Consider the following 17,768-nt stretch of genomic DNA (forward strand, 5'->3'; position numbering starts at 1 on the left):
AGGCTCGGTAGCTCAGTTGGTAGAGCAACGGACTGAAAATCCGTGTGTCGGCGGTTCGATTCCGTCCCGAGCCACCATTTATCAATATATTTTGGCGGTTGTGGCGAAGTGGTTAACGCACCAGATTGTGGCTCTGGCATTCGTGGGTTCGATTCCCATCAATCGCCCCAAATAAAAATTGCGGGTGTAGTTTAGTGGTAAAACCTCAGCCTTCCAAGCTGATGTCGTGGGTTCGATTCCCATCACCCGCTCCATTTCTATGTCGTCATGGGCCTGTAGCTCAGCTGGTTAGAGCGCACGCCTGATAAGCGTGAGGTCGATGGTTCGAGTCCATTCAGGCCCACCATGACTTTTGTTCCACAGTAGCTCAGTGGTAGAGCTATCGGCTGTTAACCGATCGGTCGCAGGTTCGAATCCTGCCTGTGGAGCCAAATGGAGAAGTACTCAAGTGGCTGAAGAGGCGCCCCTGCTAAGGGTGTAGGTCGTGTAAGCGGCGCGAGGGTTCAAATCCCTCCTTCTCCGCCATATGATTACAGATATCATAATTATCGGCCCGTTGGTCAAGCGGTTAAGACACCGCCCTTTCACGGCGGTAACACGGGTTCGAATCCCGTACGGGTCATCCAGAAGCCTTGCATATCCTGCAAGGTTTTTTTGTTTTTATAAATCATGATATGTCTTTGATTTTGTTCTTTATTTTAAAAACAGACTACAAAAATCTCCATATATTTCGTTTTTCTTCAGAAAATGAAGTTAATTGTCTATAAGTATAAGCGCTTTCAGGAAAGGGCTTTTTTTTATTTCTTCGAATAAATACTATAAATGAAAACTATGATGTCAGAAAGGATGATTACATGGCCGCTGCCAGCCCGACAGCACATGATGTTTATCTTTTTCACGAAGGCAGTCTGTTTAAAAGCTATCAGCTGTTTGGCTCGCATTACCGCGAGCTGAATGGCAAAAGCGGATATGAATTCTGTGTGTGGGCGCCTCATGCGTCGGAAGTACGAGTGGCTGGAGATTTTAACAGCTGGTCTGGAGAAGAGCATGTGATGCACAGAGTGAATGATAATGGCATTTGGACGTTATTTATTCCAGGTATAGGAGAAAAGGAACGATATAAATATGAAATCGTGACGAATAACGGTGAGATCAGGCTGAAGGCAGATCCATACGCTATTTATTCAGAAGTCAGACCAAACACAGCGTCACTTACTTACGATTTGGAAGGGTACAGCTGGCAAGATCAAAAATGGCAAAAGAAACAGAAGGCTAAGACGCTGTATGAAAAACCTGTTTTCATTTATGAACTGCATCTTGGGTCTTGGAAGAAGCATTCTGATGGCAGGCATTATTCCTATAAAGAATTAAGTCAGACGCTTATCCCTTATATCAAGGAGCAGGGGTTTACCCATATTGAACTGCTTCCGGTGTATGAGCATCCATATGATCGTTCATGGGGGTACCAAGGAACGGGGTATTACAGCCCGACAAGCAGGTTTGGCACGCCGCATGATCTGATGAAGTTTGTTGATGAATGTCATCAGCAAAATATCGGAGTCATTTTGGATTGGGTCCCCGGACATTTTTGTAAAGATGCACATGGACTCTATATGTTTGATGGAGAGCCGCTTTATGAATACAAAGAAGAACGTGATCGGGAGAACTGGTTATGGGGCACGGCAAACTTTGACCTGGGGAAACCGGAAGTTCATAGTTTTTTAATTTCGAATGCGTTGTACTGGGCGGAATTCTATCATATAGATGGATTTAGGGTTGATGCAGTGGCTAATATCCTGTATTGGCCAAATCAGGATGAACGCCACACGAATCCATATGCTGTTGATTTTTTAAAAAAACTCAATCAAACCATGAGAGAGGCATATCCACATGTGATAATGATTGCGGAAGATTCTACAGAATGGCCTCAAGTGACAGGTGCCGTTGAGGAAGGGGGGCTTGGTTTTCATTATAAATGGAATATGGGATGGATGAATGACGTACTGAAATACATGGAGACGCCGCCCGAAGAAAGGCGGCATTGTCATCAGCTTATCTCTTTTTCATTACTATATGCGTTTAGTGAACATTTTGTATTGCCGTTTTCTCATGATGAAGTCGTATACGGAAAAAAATCACTTCTTAATAAAATGCCTGGCGACTACTGGCAGAAATTTGCCCAGTATCGGCTTTTGCTGGGCTATATGACAGTGCATCCCGGAAAGAAATTGATCTTTATGGGATCAGAGTTTGCCCAATTTGATGAATGGAAAGATACAGAACAGCTTGATTGGTTTTTGGACTCCTTCCCCATGCATCAGAAAGCCAGCGTTTTTACGCAAGATCTTCTCCGCTTTTACCAAAAAAGCAAAATCCTTTATGAGCATGACCATCGTGCACAATCGTTTGAATGGATTGATGTCCATAATGACGAACAATCAATCTTTTCTTTTATTCGTTATGGCAAAAAGCACGGTGAGGCGCTTGTCATCATTTGTAATTTTACACCCGTGGTCTATCATCAATATGATGTTGGAGTTCCTTTTTTTACTCAATACATTGAAGTGCTTAACAGTGACAGTGAAACATATGGAGGCTCAGGGCAAATCAACAAAAAGCCGTTATCGGCCAAAAAGGGAGCACTTCATCATAAACCGTGTTATATCACGATGACCATCCCCCCTTACGGCATCTCGATTTTACGGGCGGTTAAAAAAAGAGGAGAGATAAAAAGATGAAAAAACAATGTGTAGCCATGCTCCTTGCCGGCGGGAAGGGCAGCCGTCTCAGCGGATTAACAAAAAATATGGCCAAACCGGCTGTATCTTTCGGGGGAAAATACAGGATTATTGATTTTACCCTAAGCAACTGTTCTAATTCAGGCATAGACACAGTCGGGATTTTAACGCAATATCAGCCGCTTGAGCTGAATTCCTATATTGGGATCGGCAGTGCATGGGACCTGGATAGATATAATGGCGGCGTGACGGTTTTACCCCCTTATGCCGAGTCATCAGAAGTCAAATGGTATAAAGGGACGGCAAGCGCCATTTATGAAAATCTCAATTATTTGAATCAGTATGATCCTGAGTATGTACTGATTTTATCAGGAGATCACATATACAAAATGGACTACGGCAAAATGCTTGATTATCACATTGAAAAGAAAGCAGATGTGACCATCTCTGTCATCGAAGTGGGCTGGGAGGAAGCAAGCCGATTCGGCATCATGAAGGCCAATCCAGATGGGACGATCACACATTTTGATGAAAAGCCCAAATTCCCTAAGAGCAATCTTGCCTCAATGGGAATTTATATATTCAATTGGCCGCTTTTGAAACAGTATCTTGAGATGGACGATCAAAACCCTTATTCTAGCCACGACTTCGGCAAAGACATTATTCCTCTGCTTTTGGAGGAGAAAAAGAAGCTTTCTGCTTATCCGTTCAAGGGATATTGGAAGGATGTCGGAACGGTGCAGAGCTTGTGGGAAGCCAATATGGATTTGTTAAAAGAGGACTCGGAGCTGAAGCTGTTTGAACGCAAATGGAAAATTTACTCCGTCAATCCAAATCAGCCTCCGCAATTTATTTCATCTGATGCGCAGGTTCAAGATTCGCTTGTGAACGAAGGTTGTGTTGTATATGGAAATGTGTCTCACTCCGTTCTTTTTCAAGGTGTGACTGTCGGTAAGCATACGACTGTTACATCATCCGTCATAATGCCGGATGTGACGATTGGGGAGCATGTAGTCATTGAAAATGCCATTGTTCCTAATGGGATGGTGCTGCCGGATGGCGCAGTGATTCGCTCCGAAAAAGACATTGAAGAGGTGCTGCTCGTTTCAGAGGAATTTGTAGAAAAAGAATTGATTTAATTACTGAAGAGGGGGCAGAGTCAGTGTTCAATAATCAAATGTTAGGTGTTATAGATGAAACCACATATAAGCATTCTCTTCAGGATTTAACAGCACAGCGGTCGCTCGGGGCGATCCCTTTTGCCGGCAGGTACCGACTGATTGATTTTATGCTTTCCAACATGGTGAATGCGGATATTAGGAGTGTTGCAATTTTTCCGAAGTATCGTTACCGTTCGCTCATGGATCACCTTGGGGCGGGTAAGGAATGGGATTTGCACCGGAAAAAGGACGGCCTCTTTTTTTTCCCGTCTCCCCATCTTCATCACGAATACGATGAATTCGGTTCCTTTCGCCAGTTTTCGGACCATCTAGATTACTTCCACAGAAGCACTCAGCAATATGCTGTTATCTCCAACAGCCATACCGTATGCAACATTCAATTTCAATATGTGCTGAAACGCCACCAGGAGGTTGGCTGCGACGTCACCGAGGTATTTCAGGACGGCCAGTCGCTGCAAATCTATATCATGTCAACAACGCTTTTAAAGGATCTGATCTACGGACATAGCGAAAAAGGCTATAAAACCATTCAGGAGGCTGTTGAAAAGGAATCTTCCGCCTTGACCATTTGCCCTTATGAATATTCAGGTTATGCCGCAGTTATTGATTCGGTGGAAAAATATTATACCCACAGTATGGAACTCATTCAGCCCCGTTTTTGGCAGCAGGTGTTTTTGCCGCAGCAGCCTATCTACACAAAAGTGAAGGATGAACCGCCGACGAAATACGGAAAACACAGCACTGTCAAAAATTCTTTGGTGGCAAACGGCTGTGTGCTTGAAGGAGAGGTTGAAAACTGCATTTTGTTCAGGGCGGTCCATGTCGGAAAGGGGACGAAGCTGAAAAACTGCATTATTATGCAAAAAACGCAGATTGGCGAGGATTGCCTTCTTGAGCAGGTCATTTCTGATAAGGACGTTAAAATCGGCAAGGCGACGGAAGCTGCTGGAACAGCTGACCAGCCGCTTGTATTAAGAAAAGGTTTGGTGCAAGGAGAGCTGATGAATTCTTGAAGATATTATTTGCTGTGTCTGAATGCACCCCATTTGTTAAATCAGGAGGTCTTGCCGATGTAGCAGGCGCTCTTCCGAAGGCGCTTGCGCGATTAGGCAATGAAGTATATGTGATGCTGCCGAAGTACAGCCAAATACCTGAGCCGTGGAAAAAGCGTATGAAGAAAAAGGCTGAGTGCACCGTAGCTGTCGGCTGGCGGCAGCAATATTGCGGAATTGAACATATGGACGAAGATGATGTGAATTATTACTTCATCGACAATGAGTACTATTTCAACAGGGATTCGTTGTACGGGCATTATGATGACGGTGAGCGGTTTGCCTTTTTTTCAAGAGCTGTGCTGGAGGCTGCCAAAGTTGTGAATGTTCAAGCCGATATTGTTCATACTCACGATTGGCATACAGCGATGGTCAATTATTTGCTGAAAGAGGAGTACAGAAAACATCCTTTTTATGAACGGATGAAAAGCGTGCTCACGATCCACAACCTGCAGTTTCAAGGCATATTCCCTCCTGATGTCACACATGACTTGCTGGGTCTTGAGATGGATCATTTTCATTATGAAAGGTTAGAATGCAACGGATTTGTTAATTTTATGAAGGCGGGCATCATTGCGGCTGATCATGTGACAACTGTGAGCCCCACTTACAGAAATGAAATCATGACGCCGTATTATGGTGAGCAGTTGGAACAGGTTTTGCAATATAGGGAAGATGATGTAACCGGCATATTAAATGGCATTGATGATACGTTCTATCAGCCGAAAAGCGATCCTTATATAGAGGCGCAATACGATTCAGGGGATCTTGCATGCAAGTTGGAAAACAAAACGAAGCTTCGGCGGCGGATGGGGCTTCCAGAGAAAAACGATATTCCGCTGATCAGTATGGTGACAAGGCTCACTAAACAAAAGGGGCTTGATCTTGTCCGCAGAATTATGCACGAACTTCTTGAGGAGCAAGACATACAGCTGGTTGTGCTGGGCACAGGAGAACGTGAATTTGAAGATTATTTCCGGTATGCAGAATTTGCTTATCATGAGAAGTGCCGGGCTTATATCGGGTTTGATGAGCCGCTAGCCCATCAAATTTATGCGGGCTCTGATATGTTTTTGATGCCGTCGAAATTTGAGCCGTGCGGTTTGGGGCAGCTCATTGCTCTTCAATATGGCGCCATTCCGATTGTCAGGGAAACGGGCGGTCTTTACGACACTGTCCGTGCCTATCAGGAGGAAGAGGGAACGGGCAATGGCTTTACGTTTTCCGCCTTTAATGCGCATGATCTGAAATTTACGATAGAAAGGGCGCTGTCGTTTTATCGCCAACAGGATGTATGGAAGAGCATCGTGAAGACCGCTATGAATGCAGATTACAGCTGGGGGAAGTCGGCTAAAGAGTATCAGCGTATTTTCGAGCAGGTGACAAGGAGTGGACGGGATGTTCTCGAGTAAAGAACGCTTTGCAGACTTATTTTTAAAGCGTCTGGAAATGACGTGCGGAAAAAGCTTTAAAGATTCTGCCAAGCTGGATCAATATAAAACGTTGGGCAATATGGTCAGAGAGTATATCAGCGCTGATTGGATCGAAACGAATGAAAAAAGCAGATCAAATTCCGGGAAGCAGACATATTATTTATCAATCGAATTTCTGCTCGGTCAGCTCCTTGAGCAAAACTTAATGAATCTTGGTGTTCGTGATGTTGTAGAAGCTGGTTTAAAGGAAATCGGCATCAATTTAGACGAAATCCTTCAGATAGAGAACGATGCAGGTCTCGGCAACGGCGGGCTTGGCCGCTTGGCCGCTTGCTTTTTAGATTCTCTTGCTTCGTTGAACCTGCCAGGGCACGGGATGGGCATACGTTATAAGCATGGCTTGTTTGAGCAAAAAATTGTAGACGGACATCAGGTGGAGCTGCCTGAGCAATGGCTGAAAAACGGGAACGTATGGGAAGTAAGGAATGCGGATCAAGCAGTGGACGTGCCGTTTTGGGGCGAAGTCCATATGACAGAAAAAAGCGGGCGCCTGCATTTTCGCCACGAACAAGCGACAATTGTTACCGCTGTTCCTTATGATATACCAATCATCGGCTATGAAACGGGCACTGTCAACACGTTAAGGCTTTGGAACGCCGAGCCCTATGCCCATTATCACGGCGGTAATATTTTGTCTTATAAGCGAGAAACAGAAGCGGTTTCTGAATTCTTATATCCCGATGACACCCATGATGAGGGGAAAATTTTACGGCTGAAGCAGCAGTATTTTTTAGTATGCGCAAGCTTAAAAAGCATTGTGAACAATTACCGAAAAACACATAAATCTTTATCCGGCCTGCATAAAAAAGTGAGCATTCATATTAATGACACTCACCCTGCGCTTGCGGTGCCTGAGCTGATGCGGATTTTGCTCGATGAAGAGAACATGGGCTGGGAAGAAGCTTGGCATATCACTGTACATACGATTTCTTATACAAATCATACAACATTGTCAGAAGCGCTCGAGAAATGGCCGATTCATTTGTTTAAGCCGCTGCTCCCGCGAATGTACATGATTATTGAAGAGATCAATGAGAGGTTTTGCCGCGCAGTTTGGGAAAAGTATCCGGGAGACTGGAAAAGGATAGAGAACATGGCGATTACAGCGCATGGTGTTGTCAAAATGGCTCATCTGGCCATAGTAGGCAGCTACAGTGTAAATGGCGTTGCAAAAATACATTCCGATATATTAAAGGAAAGGGAGATGCGCGACTTTCACTTGCTGTTTCCGAATCGTTTTAACAATAAGACGAATGGAATTGCCCACAGGCGCTGGCTGTTAAAAGCGAATCCAGGCTTGTCTGCCATCATTACAGAGGCGATCGGCGATGAATGGGTCAAACAGCCGGAATCACTGATCCGTTTAGAACCGTACGCCACTGATCCTGCATTTATTGAACAGTTTCAAAACAACAAAAGCAAGAAAAAACAAGAGCTTGCCGATTTGATTTTTTGCACGGCCGGGGTGGTTGTGAACCCTGAGAGCATATTCGACGTACAGGTGAAACGACTTCATGCATATAAACGGCAGCTGCTGAATGTTCTTCACATTATGTATTTGTATAACCGCCTCAAGGAGGATTCGGGGTTTTCAATCTACCCGCAAACCTTTATTTTCGGGGCAAAGGCTTCACCAAGCTATTATTATGCCAAGAAAATCATTAAGCTGATCCATTCTGTCGCAGAAAAAGTCAATTATGATCCGGCGGTCAAACAGCTGATCAAAGTTGTTTTTTTAGAAAATTATAGAGTTTCTATGGCTGAGCGAATTTTTCCGGCATCAGACGTAAGTGAGCAAATTTCAACCGCAAGCAAGGAAGCGTCTGGTACAGGGAATATGAAGTTTATGATGAATGGGGCTTTGACGATCGGCACGCATGACGGAGCAAATATCGAGATCCTTGAGCGGGTGGGCCCTGACTGTATTTACACGTTCGGCTTAAAGGCGGATGAGGTTCTATCGTATCAGGAAAACGGCGGCTATAGATCGAGGGAATATTATCAGCATGACAGAAGAATCAGGCAGGTAGCGGATCAGCTGATCAATGGTTTTTTTGAAGGAGAAGCAGATGAATTTGAATCGATCTTTGACTCGCTGCTTCCGCATAATGATGAGTATTTTGTGCTGAAGGATTTCAGCTCATATGCAGATGCGCAGGAGCGAATTCAAGCTGATTATCGAGAGCGAAGGAAATGGTCTGAGCGTTCGATTGTAAACATTGCTCATTCAGGATATTTCTCCAGCGACCGCACGATCCGGGAATATGCGAAGGACATTTGGGGCATCAAGCCGATGATGTGAAAAAGCCGCTGTATAAGCGGCTTTTTTTGTTCACAGATTCATTGAATTGATTGTAAAGGATAAGAACGTCGCAAATGCACTCCATAAAAAATAAGGCAAAAGAAGATAGCTTGCAATTCTGCTGTATTTTTTGGCAATGATCAGTAATACGATTGCTGTGATGGCGACAAGCAGGCAGTCAAGCGATGCAGCCAGCAGATTTTTTTGCGTAAACTGGAAATAGCTGAAGGCTTGATTGAGCACGTAATTTATCAAAAGTGTAAACCAAAAGCTTTTCGCACCTTTAAATGAAAACGCAGCATATACAATGGCTGCTGAAAGGGAGATCAGGGCAAACAGGATGGCCCAAATGATGCCGATCGCATTTCCGCTTGGCGTCCAGTCCGGTTTTTTCAATGAATTGTACCATTCTTGGTCCACAGGAAACAGGTAGCCTGCGGCTGAAAACAGCGCATATGTAATCACAAAAACCGCTATGGCGCCGAAAATCTTTTTCATGTTTGTACCCTCCGTATGTATTTATTTACCCTTTATCTTATAAAGATCAAACCCCCGATATGCGGGGGAAATGATGGGTTTAAATCAGCTGCTGCAATGCGTTTGATTTAATGCGTTCATATTCAAAAGCTGATTCTAATTCTTCCTTCGGTAAAGCAGACTTGCGGACGTATTTTTCGCGAATGACATCGTAAAGCTCATAAGGAAACAGCATATCTATAAACATGACTTGTTTTTGTTCTTCAGTTAATGGGGCTCTGGATTCGTATGCGTTCAGCATGACATGAAATGTCTCGTCATCCCAAACACCCGTCGTATCCAAAAGCGGAATAATCATTTTGCGCAAATCGCGAATAGGCAGATCAAATGATACGGTATCTAAGTCGATGACCCAAATCTGTTCATTTTCTCCTAAGAGTGTATTCCCGGTTCCGTAATCCTGGTGGCAAAGGTTAGGGCTTTTTTTCAGCTGTTCAGTCCATGGAACATAGGTCGATTGCAAAAGCCGGTCTTTGATGCGCAGCCCGTCTTCAATAAAGCCATCTATCTCCTGAAGATAAAGCTGTGAGAAAGGATCTTCTTTTTCCGCCTCCGCCATCAGCTTCCACGTTTCCATCTGTTTGCATCGTTTCGTGTAGTGATTCGGCCAGCGACCTAATTTGGTAAATATGGGAACGCCATTTGGCGGCTGATATCCGACGGAAGCTGTATGAAAATCAGCAAGGCCTTTCATGATAAACTCCAAGTCCTGCTTTACAGTCAGCTCAAACGGTCTTCCTTCGATCCAGTCATATACGACAAATAGAAATGAGCCGTGCTTAGAATATAGGCTACCTTTTTTGTTTGGGAGTATGCCAGGAACATTCATGCCTTTTTTTGCTAAATAGTCCTGCGCGAAAATGGAAAACAACGCTTTCTTTTCTGGCCTGTGTATTCGTTTTAGACAAACCGCGCCGGAGTCTGTGTGGACCTTCCAGACAAGCGCCATCTGGTTTCCCTGAATGACGTCTATTTTTTCAGCCTGCACATCCCATCCTTGAAGCACATTTTCAGCCAGCTCCGTTAATTTTTTTGCATCTTCTGCTGATAAAGGAAGCTCTGATGAATTCCCCTCCTCAATGACTTCATGGTTTTCTGCCATTAAAGGACACATCCTTACCTGTTTTACTCCTACCTTATGAATCAAAAGGAAAAAATGATTGAGTTATTTGACTATATTTAATAGATGAATCTGGTTGTTTACCCGTTTTGTTTTTAGGGCAGTCCCATTCCGCACAAGTTGGTTGTTCAGCCGTATCATGATTCTAACTAGTTAAAAATCATGCAGGAATGGAGGCTATGTATGAAAATAGCACTGATCGCCACAGAGAAGCTTCCTGTCCCATCGGTTCGAGGAGGCGCCATTCAAATCTACCTCGAAGCGGTTGCCCCTTTAATTGCAAAAAAACATGAGGTGACTGTGTTTTCTATTAAAGATCCGAATCTCGCTGATAGAGAGAAGGTAGACGGTGTCCATTATGTGCATTTGGATGAAGACCGTTATGAAGAAGCCGTTGGAGCAGAGCTGAAAAAGAGCCGTTTTGATCTTGTGCATGTTTGTAATCGCCCAAGCTGGGTTCCGAAATTGAAGAAACAGGCGCCGGATGCTGTTTTTATTTTAAGCGTTCACAATGAAATGTTCGCTTACGATAAAATCAGCCAGGCGGAAGGCGAGATTTGCATCGACTCCGTAGCGCAGATTGTTACGGTCAGCGATTATATCGGACAGACGATCACAAGCCGTTTTCCGTCAGCACGATCAAAAACAAAAACGGTGTATTCCGGTGTGGATTTAAAAACGTACCACCCTCGCTGGACGAATGAAGGGCAGCGAGCTCGCGAAGAGATGCGAAGCGAGCTGGGGCTTCACGGCAAAAAAATCGTCTTGTTTGTCGGCCGGCTTAGCAAAGTCAAAGGCCCGCACATATTATTGCAGGCTTTGCCGGACATCATTGAGGAGCACCCCGATGTCATGATGGTGTTTATCGGGTCAAAATGGTTCGGAGATAATGAATTAAATAACTATGTCAAACATCTTCATACCCTTGGTGCGATGCAAAAGGATCATGTCACATTTATTCAATTTGTGAAGCCAAAGGACATTCCGCGCCTTTATACCATGTCAGATGTATTTGTATGCTCTTCGCAATGGCAGGAGCCTTTAGCAAGGGTGCATTATGAAGCGATGGCTGCGGGACTTCCTATTATTACAAGCAATCGGGGAGGCAATCCAGAGGTCATAGAGGAAGGGAAAAACGGCTACATCATTCATGACTTTGAAAATCCTAAACAATATGCCGAACATATCAATGATTTGCTGAGCAGCTCAGAAAAGCGGGAACGGCTTGGGAAATACAGCCGCCGTGAGGCAGAAAGCAATTTCGGCTGGCAGAGGGTGGCTGAAAATCTGCTCAGCGTCTATGAAAAGAACAGATAGAAGGGGTGAACAGAGTGTACCAAAAAGAGCATGAAGAACAGATTGTGTCCGAAATTCTCAGCTATTATCCTTTTCATATTGACAATGTGGCGCTGAAATCGAACAAAAGCGGACGCAAAATCTGGGAAGTCGAAACTGATCATGGCCCAAAGCTGCTAAAAGAAGCGCAAATGAAACCGGAGCGGATGCTTTTTATCACTCAGGCACACGCCCATTTACAAGAGAAAGGGCTGCCGATAGCGCCGATTCATCAAACAAAAAATGGCGGGAGCTGCTTGGGCACGGATCAGGTTTCTTACAGCTTATATGACAAAGTGACAGGAAAAGAAATGATTTACTATGATGCAGAGCAAATGAAAAAAGTCATGTCATTTGCCGGCCATTTTCATCATGCCTCAAAAGGATATGTTTGCACAGATGAAAGCAAGAAGAGAAGCAGGCTGGGAAAATGGCACAAATTGTACCGATGGAAGCTGCAGGAACTTGAAGGGAATATGCAGATCGCGGCATCCTATCCTGATGACGTATTTTCGCAAACTTTCTTAAAACATGCTGATAAAATGCTGGCAAGAGGAAAAGAAGCTCTGCAAGCGCTTGATGACTCAGAATACGAAACCTGGACAAAAGAAACGCTCGAGCATGGCGGATTCTGTTTTCAGGATTTTACATTGGCACGTTTGACAGAGATCGAAGGGGAGCCTTTTTTAAAGGAGCTTCACTCGATTACCTACGATTTGCCGTCAAGAGACCTTCGTATTCTGCTGAATAAAGTGATGGTTAAGCTTTCTGTATGGGATACTGATTTCATGGTTGCACTGCTTGCGTCCTACGACGCAGTGTATCCACTCACAGAAAAACAGTACGAGGTACTTTGGATTGATCTCGCGTTTCCGCATTTGTTCTGTGCAATCGGGCACAAATATTATTTGAAGCAAAAGAAAACGTGGTCAGATGAGAAGTATAACTGGGCGCTGCAAAACATGATTTCTGTTGAAGAATCTAAAGATTCGTTTTTGGATAAACTGCCGGAACTGTATAAAAAGATAAAAGCGTATCGGGAGGCGAATTGACATGAGGTCATCGAGACAAAAAGCCTCTATTTCTAAACTGGATCTCGACCAATTCGTATTTACACCGCCTGGACCGATGGGATGGCAGGCTCATGACTCAATCTCAGCTGAGAAGGAAGAAGAGGAGAAGCATTTAGATGTGGGCAGCATTCGAGAGCTCCCTCACATCAATGCACCGAAAGAATATCAAGAAGAAACGAAGGAAAAGGAAACAGATCACAAAATCGTCGATGATGAAGAAGAAACGAAATTCGAAACCATTCTAGAGCCTGAGGAGGAACGTGATTCGAAACGCTCAGTGCCCCCATATGAAGAAGAGGATGAAGATGAAGAACCAGACTTAGCGGAGGAAGCTAGAGTGGAAATCATCATTCTTCCAAGTGAATCTAAACCAGCTCCATGGTTTTCTCAAACCGTAAAGCGCAAGGCATAAAGTCATATTTATGCCTTTTTTCATGTTCTCTGCAGCAAAAAAACAGCCCGTTTTGCAACACGAGCTGTAGGTTTTATGTTTTTGCTTTCACAAAAAGCTGATTGATAGATGATAAATCAAAATTTTGCGTCAGAAAAGGCGGCGGAAATTGTTTGTTTTTCGGAGTGAGAACGGATTGGTAAACAGTATTGAGCCTTTTGGCCGCATGGGTAAAGGTAAATAAAGCTTCTACATGCTGTCGGGCGTTTTTTGTCATTTTGCTCATTAATTCTTGATCTGTAAAGGCTCTGTCAATTGCTTTTGCAAATGAAGAAGGTTTGTTGTATCTGTCGATGACAAGGCCGGTGACTTCGTCTTTTACGACTTCTCCGTTTCCGCCCCGGTTTGTGGTAATTAAGGGCGTGCCGGCCGCCATTGCTTCATAATTCACACGGGCGAGGGGTTCGTTCCACTGAGAGCTGCACACAAATACATCTGCCATCAGAAAAAGGTTTGGGATGTCGTCAGCGGGAATGAATTTTGTAAAAATTATGTGGTCTCTGTATGGCAGCGCCAGCGTACGCAGATAGGTTACATATTGGTTTTCGCTGTCATCGCTGAACCACTTCCCGCCTGCTATGACCAGTACAGCATCAGGGTGCTGCTGCAAAATCCGTCTCATGCTGTGAATGAGAAGGTGAGGTCCTTTTGTCGGGCTTAAGCGGCCGGCGAATAAAATAACTTTTTTATCTTCAATACCGTATTTTTTCCGGTATGTTTTTCTGACAGCCGAGCCTTTCATCGTCCAGACGGGCGGATAAGAGTTTAAATCAACGCCGGAATACACAACTTTTGTGATGTCCTCTGCTTCAGGGAAACGTTCAATGACGGTTTGTTTAATAAATTCGCTCACAGTTGTGATCATGGAGACATTGTCGAGTACTTCTTTTCCTTGCGCGAAGGTCATCTTTTTTTCAGAAAACATTTCGTTATGCAGGCTCAGAACGATCTTGCTGTTTGGTGAGGCTTTTTTATATAAAGAGACATTTAAAGGCCTGTTGAACACATGAATGAGGTCAAAGGAAGAGGCTCGCAGCTCTTCGGCTACCGCCTCGCGGTAATGTTCTTTTGGCAGATGGATATAATGTACGCCGTCTTTTGTTTCTCTTTTTGGAAGCGATGGATCTTCAATTGAAAAAATGGTCAGGTCGTACCTGCTGCTGAAATAGGGCGTGACACCGTCAATCATCATTTGAATAGCGCCGCCGCGTACTGCGGGCGCCGGCAGCTTTTCTGTACAGATAAAGGCAAGCTTCATTTTTATTCCCCCTGATACAGCGACGATAAATAGGCGATTTCGTTGGTCAAGCCATCCTTTAAGGATGTGGCGGGATCATAATGCAAGAGCTGCTTTGCTTTTGAAATATCCGCCCACGTGTTGCTCGGTTCCCCTGCTATTTTGTCCGAAAAGTGCAGTGTTGCTTTTCTACTGGAAATATCCTCAATGAGGGAGACAACCTTTAAGACTGAGGCACGCTCAGCACCGCCGATATTTACTGTTTCACCAATAAGGTGGGGTTTCCCAAGAACAGCGGTGATGCCTTTGACACAGTCGCCGATATAAGTGAAATCTCTTGACTGCTGCCCATCACCGAAGATGGTAAGCGGCTTTTGCTGAAGGTGCTGCTTAATGAGCCGGTGAAAAGCCATATCCGGCCGCTGTCTTGGCCCGTATACGGTAAAAAAACGGAGAATCACAATTGGAATGCCAAAGCTTTGTTGATACACATGGCAAAGCTTTTCTCCCGTAAGCTTTGTTACCCCGTACGGAGATAAAGGAGAAAGCGACGTGTTTTCGCTGACTTTTCCTTGTTTTTCACCATAGACGGAAGAGGTGGATGCAAAGACGAACGTTTGAATAGAATGTTCCCGGCACGCCTCGAGGAGCCTTTGGAGCGCTTGGATATTATGTGCGGCATATGGGTGAAAATGACTGCCCCAGCTTGAGCGGACACCCGGTATGGCCGCCAAATGAAAGATGACGTCCACTCCTTCCAGTAAGGGAGCAAGATCCGCTGTCAGCAGATTTTCCTTTATGAACGTAAATCGCTTTTCCGGCAGCAGGTTTTTAAGGTTTTTTAATTTCAAGGAAAATGGAGTAGGACCGATAAAGTCATCGATTCCGATAACGTTATGTTTCTTATCTTTTAGTAATTCTTCGCAGAGGTGGGAGCCGATAAAGCCCGCTGCTCCTGTGACTAGTATTTTCATGGACGGCCAACTCCCGTACAGATCAGGCCGCAAGCCTCGATCAGTTCTTTTTTTAATACGTTGCGTCCGTCAATCACAAGACGCCCTTTCATGATGCCTGCAGCCTTTTTCCAATCAAACGCTAAAAACTCGGGCCATTCTGTCGCCAAAAATAAAAAGTCGCTTTCTTCGATCGCATCAAAAGCTTGAGAATGCTGAGTTACATGCTGCCGCAAATGTTCTGGAAGTACAGCTTCAGGATCATATGCATGAACATCACATCCCAGCTCCGTCAGCCTTTCCATCAGTCTGACAGCCTGAGAATTCCTGATGTCATCGGTATTCGGTTTGAAGGAAATGCCGAGTACAGCCGCTTTCTTGCCTTGAAGTGTTTCGAAGAATGACTGTATTTTTTTGATATACAGGCCGAGCTGGGTGTCATTAATGTGCTGCACGGCCCGGAGCAGGAAGGTCTCCGTGTTTTTTTTCTGGGCAGCAAATTGCAGCGCCTGCAGATCCTTTGGAAAACAAGAGCCTCCGTATCCGATGCCTGCCTGCAAAAAGTGCTCCCCGATCCTTGGGTCTAGACCGATAGCGCGGGAAATATCTGAGATATCTGATTGATAGGCTTCACATATGCGGGCCATTTCGTTAATGAACGAAATTTTGGCTGCTAAAAAGAAATTGTTGGCATATTTGATCAGCTCCGCTCCCGCTAAGCTTGTAACGATAAAAGGGGTATCAATGTGTTTGTAAATGGATTTGACGATGGCTGCCGATACGTGATCTTCTTCCTGAACACCGATGACTGTTTTGTCAGGATGCAGCATGTCATATAAGGCATTGCCTTCCCGCAGAAACTCAGGATTGGATACGATATTAAAGAGGTTTTTAGACACTCCGGAGGCAATCAGCTGTTTTGCTATGTTTTCATTTGTCCCGGGCGGAACAGTGCTTTTCGTAATGATGGTTTTATACGATCGGATTGCCTCTCTTAAATCACCGATGACGGACTGCAGGGCTTTCGTATCAGCTGATCCGTCCGAACGCGGCGGGGTTCCGACTGCGATAAAAATAACGGGACATTCCTCCATGCTCGATTTCACTTCAGAAGAAAACGAGAGATTGCCGCAACGAAGTATTGCATCTGAAAGCCCAGGCTCGTAAAAGGGAATGACTCCTTTTTTCAGCTGCCCGATTTTTTTGACGTCTTTGTCTGTGCATATCATGTCATGTCCGATGGATGCCAGTGCCGCTGATAGGGTTAAACCGACATACCCGGCGCCAACCACACAAATTTTCATCACCTGAGCTCCTTTACAAGATTACTGGTCATATATCAATATCCTATTAAAAAAGGGCTGGTTCGTGATTCCGCTTTCTGCCCAGTTGCTTCCGCCTAATTTCAGATGTACAAACATCGGGATGCGCTCTTGGAATATCATGTAATAAACATGAGCTGAGGGGAAAATAACATGATAAAAAAAGCGATCATTCCTGCAGGCGGATTCGGCACGAGAAATCTGCCGGTGACGAAGGTGATTCCGAAAGAAATGTTTCCGGTAGGATCTAAGCCTGTGATTCATTATCTTGTTGAAGAATTAAAGGAGTCAGGCATTGAGGACATTTTGATGGTTGTATCGAGCTATAAAAATCTGATTGTCGACTATTTTGATTCCTCTTTGGCACTTGAGGCTTTTTTGGCCTCTAAGAATAAACTGCATTTGCTTAGTGAGCATCCCATTCCGGATATACGGATTCACTATGTGCGCCAGCCTTATGCAAAGGGTCTTGGCGACGCCATTTCTTTCGGAAAGCAATTTGCAGGCAAAGAGCCTTTTGCCGTCGTTTTGCCTGATGATCTGATTTTTTCCGCCAATCAGCCGGCTTTGGGGCAGCTGATTGAAGCGTATACGAAATATCAGTCCAGTGTGATCGGCTTAAAAGAAACAAAAACGGAGGATTTACATCATTACGGGGTGATAAAAGGGGAGCCTGTTGAAAAAGGGCTTTATCGCATACAGGATATTGTGGAAAAGCCTAAACAAAACCCTCCGTCTCATTTTGCCGCAGCAGGGCGTTATATTTTCACACCGGATATTTTTAATGAGCTGGAGGCATTAGAAGCTGATAGCGGAGGAGAAGTGCAGGTAACGGATGCGATAAAAGCTTCGCTCGGGGCATGTACCGTATACGGGAAATTGCTAGAGGGCGAGCGGTATGACATCGGCCTGCAAAAGGATTATCTGAAGCTGATTTACGATATGCTGAAAACGGAAAAGAACCCCCAATAATC

At 44.5% G+C, this 17,768-nt stretch carries 14 protein-coding genes and 7 tRNA genes; 16 read left to right on the forward strand and 5 right to left on the reverse strand.

Annotated features, from left to right (window positions below; genetic code table 11):
* The first annotated feature begins 1 nt into the window (after position 1).
* The 12 genes from SB658_RS00005 to glgP all read left to right on the forward strand — a co-directional run bounded on the left by SB658_RS00005 (position 2) and on the right by glgP (position 8,766).
* Positions 2–77: transfer RNA gene (locus tag SB658_RS00005), tRNA-Phe, on the forward strand.
* 17 nt (positions 78–94) lie between these two features.
* Positions 95–170, forward strand: a tRNA-His gene (locus SB658_RS00010).
* Between the two features lie 10 nt (positions 171–180).
* Positions 181–254 (forward strand) — tRNA-Gly (locus SB658_RS00015).
* Between the two features lie 15 nt (positions 255–269).
* Positions 270–346 (forward strand) — tRNA-Ile (locus SB658_RS00020).
* A gap of 10 nt (positions 347–356) precedes the next feature.
* A tRNA-Asn gene (locus SB658_RS00025) sits at positions 357–431 on the forward strand.
* A 3-nt stretch (positions 432–434) separates the two neighbouring features.
* Positions 435–525: transfer RNA gene (locus SB658_RS00030), tRNA-Ser, on the forward strand.
* Positions 526–550: 25 nt separating this feature from the next.
* A tRNA-Glu gene (locus SB658_RS00035) sits at positions 551–622 on the forward strand.
* A 232-nt stretch (positions 623–854) separates the two neighbouring features.
* Complete coding sequence (gene glgB / locus SB658_RS00040) at positions 855–2,738, forward strand: 1,4-alpha-glucan branching enzyme (RefSeq protein ID WP_069703812.1); 1,884 nt, start codon at positions 855–857, stop codon at positions 2,736–2,738.
* On the forward strand, positions 2,735–3,877 hold the full coding sequence (locus SB658_RS00045; protein ID WP_003229018.1) for a glucose-1-phosphate adenylyltransferase: 1,143 nt from the start codon (positions 2,735–2,737) through the stop codon (positions 3,875–3,877). Before glgB ends, SB658_RS00045 begins: the two co-directional genes overlap by 4 nt.
* Positions 3,878–3,900: 23 nt before the next feature.
* The gene (gene glgD / locus SB658_RS00050) at positions 3,901–4,932 is read left to right on the forward strand and encodes a glucose-1-phosphate adenylyltransferase subunit GlgD (protein ID WP_080286227.1); all 1,032 of its coding nucleotides are present in this window, start codon (positions 3,901–3,903) and stop codon (positions 4,930–4,932) included.
* A complete protein-coding gene (gene glgA / locus SB658_RS00055; RefSeq protein WP_144500628.1) occupies positions 4,929–6,383 on the forward strand; it encodes a glycogen synthase GlgA in 1,455 nt (484 codons plus the stop codon). Before glgD ends, glgA begins: the two co-directional genes overlap by 4 nt.
* Positions 6,370–8,766: a glycogen phosphorylase GlgP gene (glgP, locus tag SB658_RS00060; RefSeq protein WP_144500629.1), complete on the forward strand. Its 2,397-nt coding sequence runs from the start codon at positions 6,370–6,372 to the stop codon at positions 8,764–8,766. The genes glgA and glgP overlap by 14 nt, the downstream gene beginning before the upstream one ends.
* Before the next feature lie 30 nt (positions 8,767–8,796).
* Here glgP and SB658_RS00065 read toward each other — a convergent pair whose 3' ends face one another.
* Complete coding sequence (locus tag SB658_RS00065; RefSeq protein ID WP_015714586.1) at positions 8,797–9,264, reverse strand: TspO/MBR family protein; 468 nt, start codon at positions 9,262–9,264, stop codon at positions 8,797–8,799.
* Between the two features lie 79 nt (positions 9,265–9,343).
* Complete coding sequence (gene cotI / locus SB658_RS00070) at positions 9,344–10,417, reverse strand: spore coat kinase CotI (RefSeq protein ID WP_072175886.1); 1,074 nt, start codon at positions 10,415–10,417, stop codon at positions 9,344–9,346.
* 189 nt (positions 10,418–10,606) lie between these two features.
* Between cotI and cotSA the strand changes: the two genes are divergently transcribed.
* The 3 genes from cotSA to SB658_RS00085 are packed head-to-tail and all read left to right on the forward strand — an operon-like array spanning position 10,607 to position 13,243.
* Positions 10,607–11,740, forward strand: a complete 1,134-nt coding sequence (cotSA, locus tag SB658_RS00075; protein WP_015714584.1) for a spore coat protein CotSA — start codon at positions 10,607–10,609, stop codon at positions 11,738–11,740.
* Positions 11,741–11,754: 14 nt separating this feature from the next.
* A complete protein-coding gene (gene cotS / locus SB658_RS00080) occupies positions 11,755–12,810 on the forward strand; it encodes a spore coat putative kinase CotS (protein WP_015714583.1) in 1,056 nt (351 codons plus the stop codon).
* Position 12,811: 1 nt separating this feature from the next.
* Entirely contained in the window at positions 12,812–13,243 is a 432-nt protein-coding gene (locus tag SB658_RS00085) for a hypothetical protein (protein ID WP_015714582.1), read from the forward strand.
* A 73-nt stretch (positions 13,244–13,316) separates the two neighbouring features.
* Here SB658_RS00085 and SB658_RS00090 read toward each other — a convergent pair whose 3' ends face one another.
* The 3 genes from SB658_RS00090 to SB658_RS00100 are packed head-to-tail and all read right to left on the reverse strand — an operon-like array spanning position 13,317 to position 16,776.
* Positions 13,317–14,540, reverse strand: a complete 1,224-nt coding sequence (locus tag SB658_RS00090) for a glycosyltransferase family 4 protein (protein ID WP_015714581.1) — start codon at positions 14,538–14,540, stop codon at positions 13,317–13,319.
* A gap of 2 nt (positions 14,541–14,542) precedes the next feature.
* Positions 14,543–15,493 (reverse strand): NAD-dependent epimerase/dehydratase family protein, encoded by a 951-nt coding sequence (locus SB658_RS00095; protein WP_015714580.1) that lies wholly within the window; start codon positions 15,491–15,493, stop codon positions 14,543–14,545.
* Positions 15,490–16,776 (reverse strand): UDP-glucose dehydrogenase family protein, encoded by a 1,287-nt coding sequence (locus tag SB658_RS00100; RefSeq protein ID WP_015714579.1) that lies wholly within the window; start codon positions 16,774–16,776, stop codon positions 15,490–15,492. Before SB658_RS00100 ends, SB658_RS00095 begins: the two co-directional genes overlap by 4 nt.
* Before the next feature lie 171 nt (positions 16,777–16,947).
* On the opposite strand from SB658_RS00100, the gene SB658_RS00105 reads away from it, so the two are divergent.
* The gene (locus tag SB658_RS00105) at positions 16,948–17,766 is read left to right on the forward strand and encodes a UTP--glucose-1-phosphate uridylyltransferase (protein ID WP_046663909.1); all 819 of its coding nucleotides are present in this window, start codon (positions 16,948–16,950) and stop codon (positions 17,764–17,766) included.
* Positions 17,767–17,768 lie beyond the last annotated feature (2 nt).

The organism is Bacillus sp. SIMBA_008, assembly GCF_046535495.1.
Classification (GTDB): Bacteria; Bacillota; Bacilli; order Bacillales; family Bacillaceae; genus Bacillus; species Bacillus subtilis.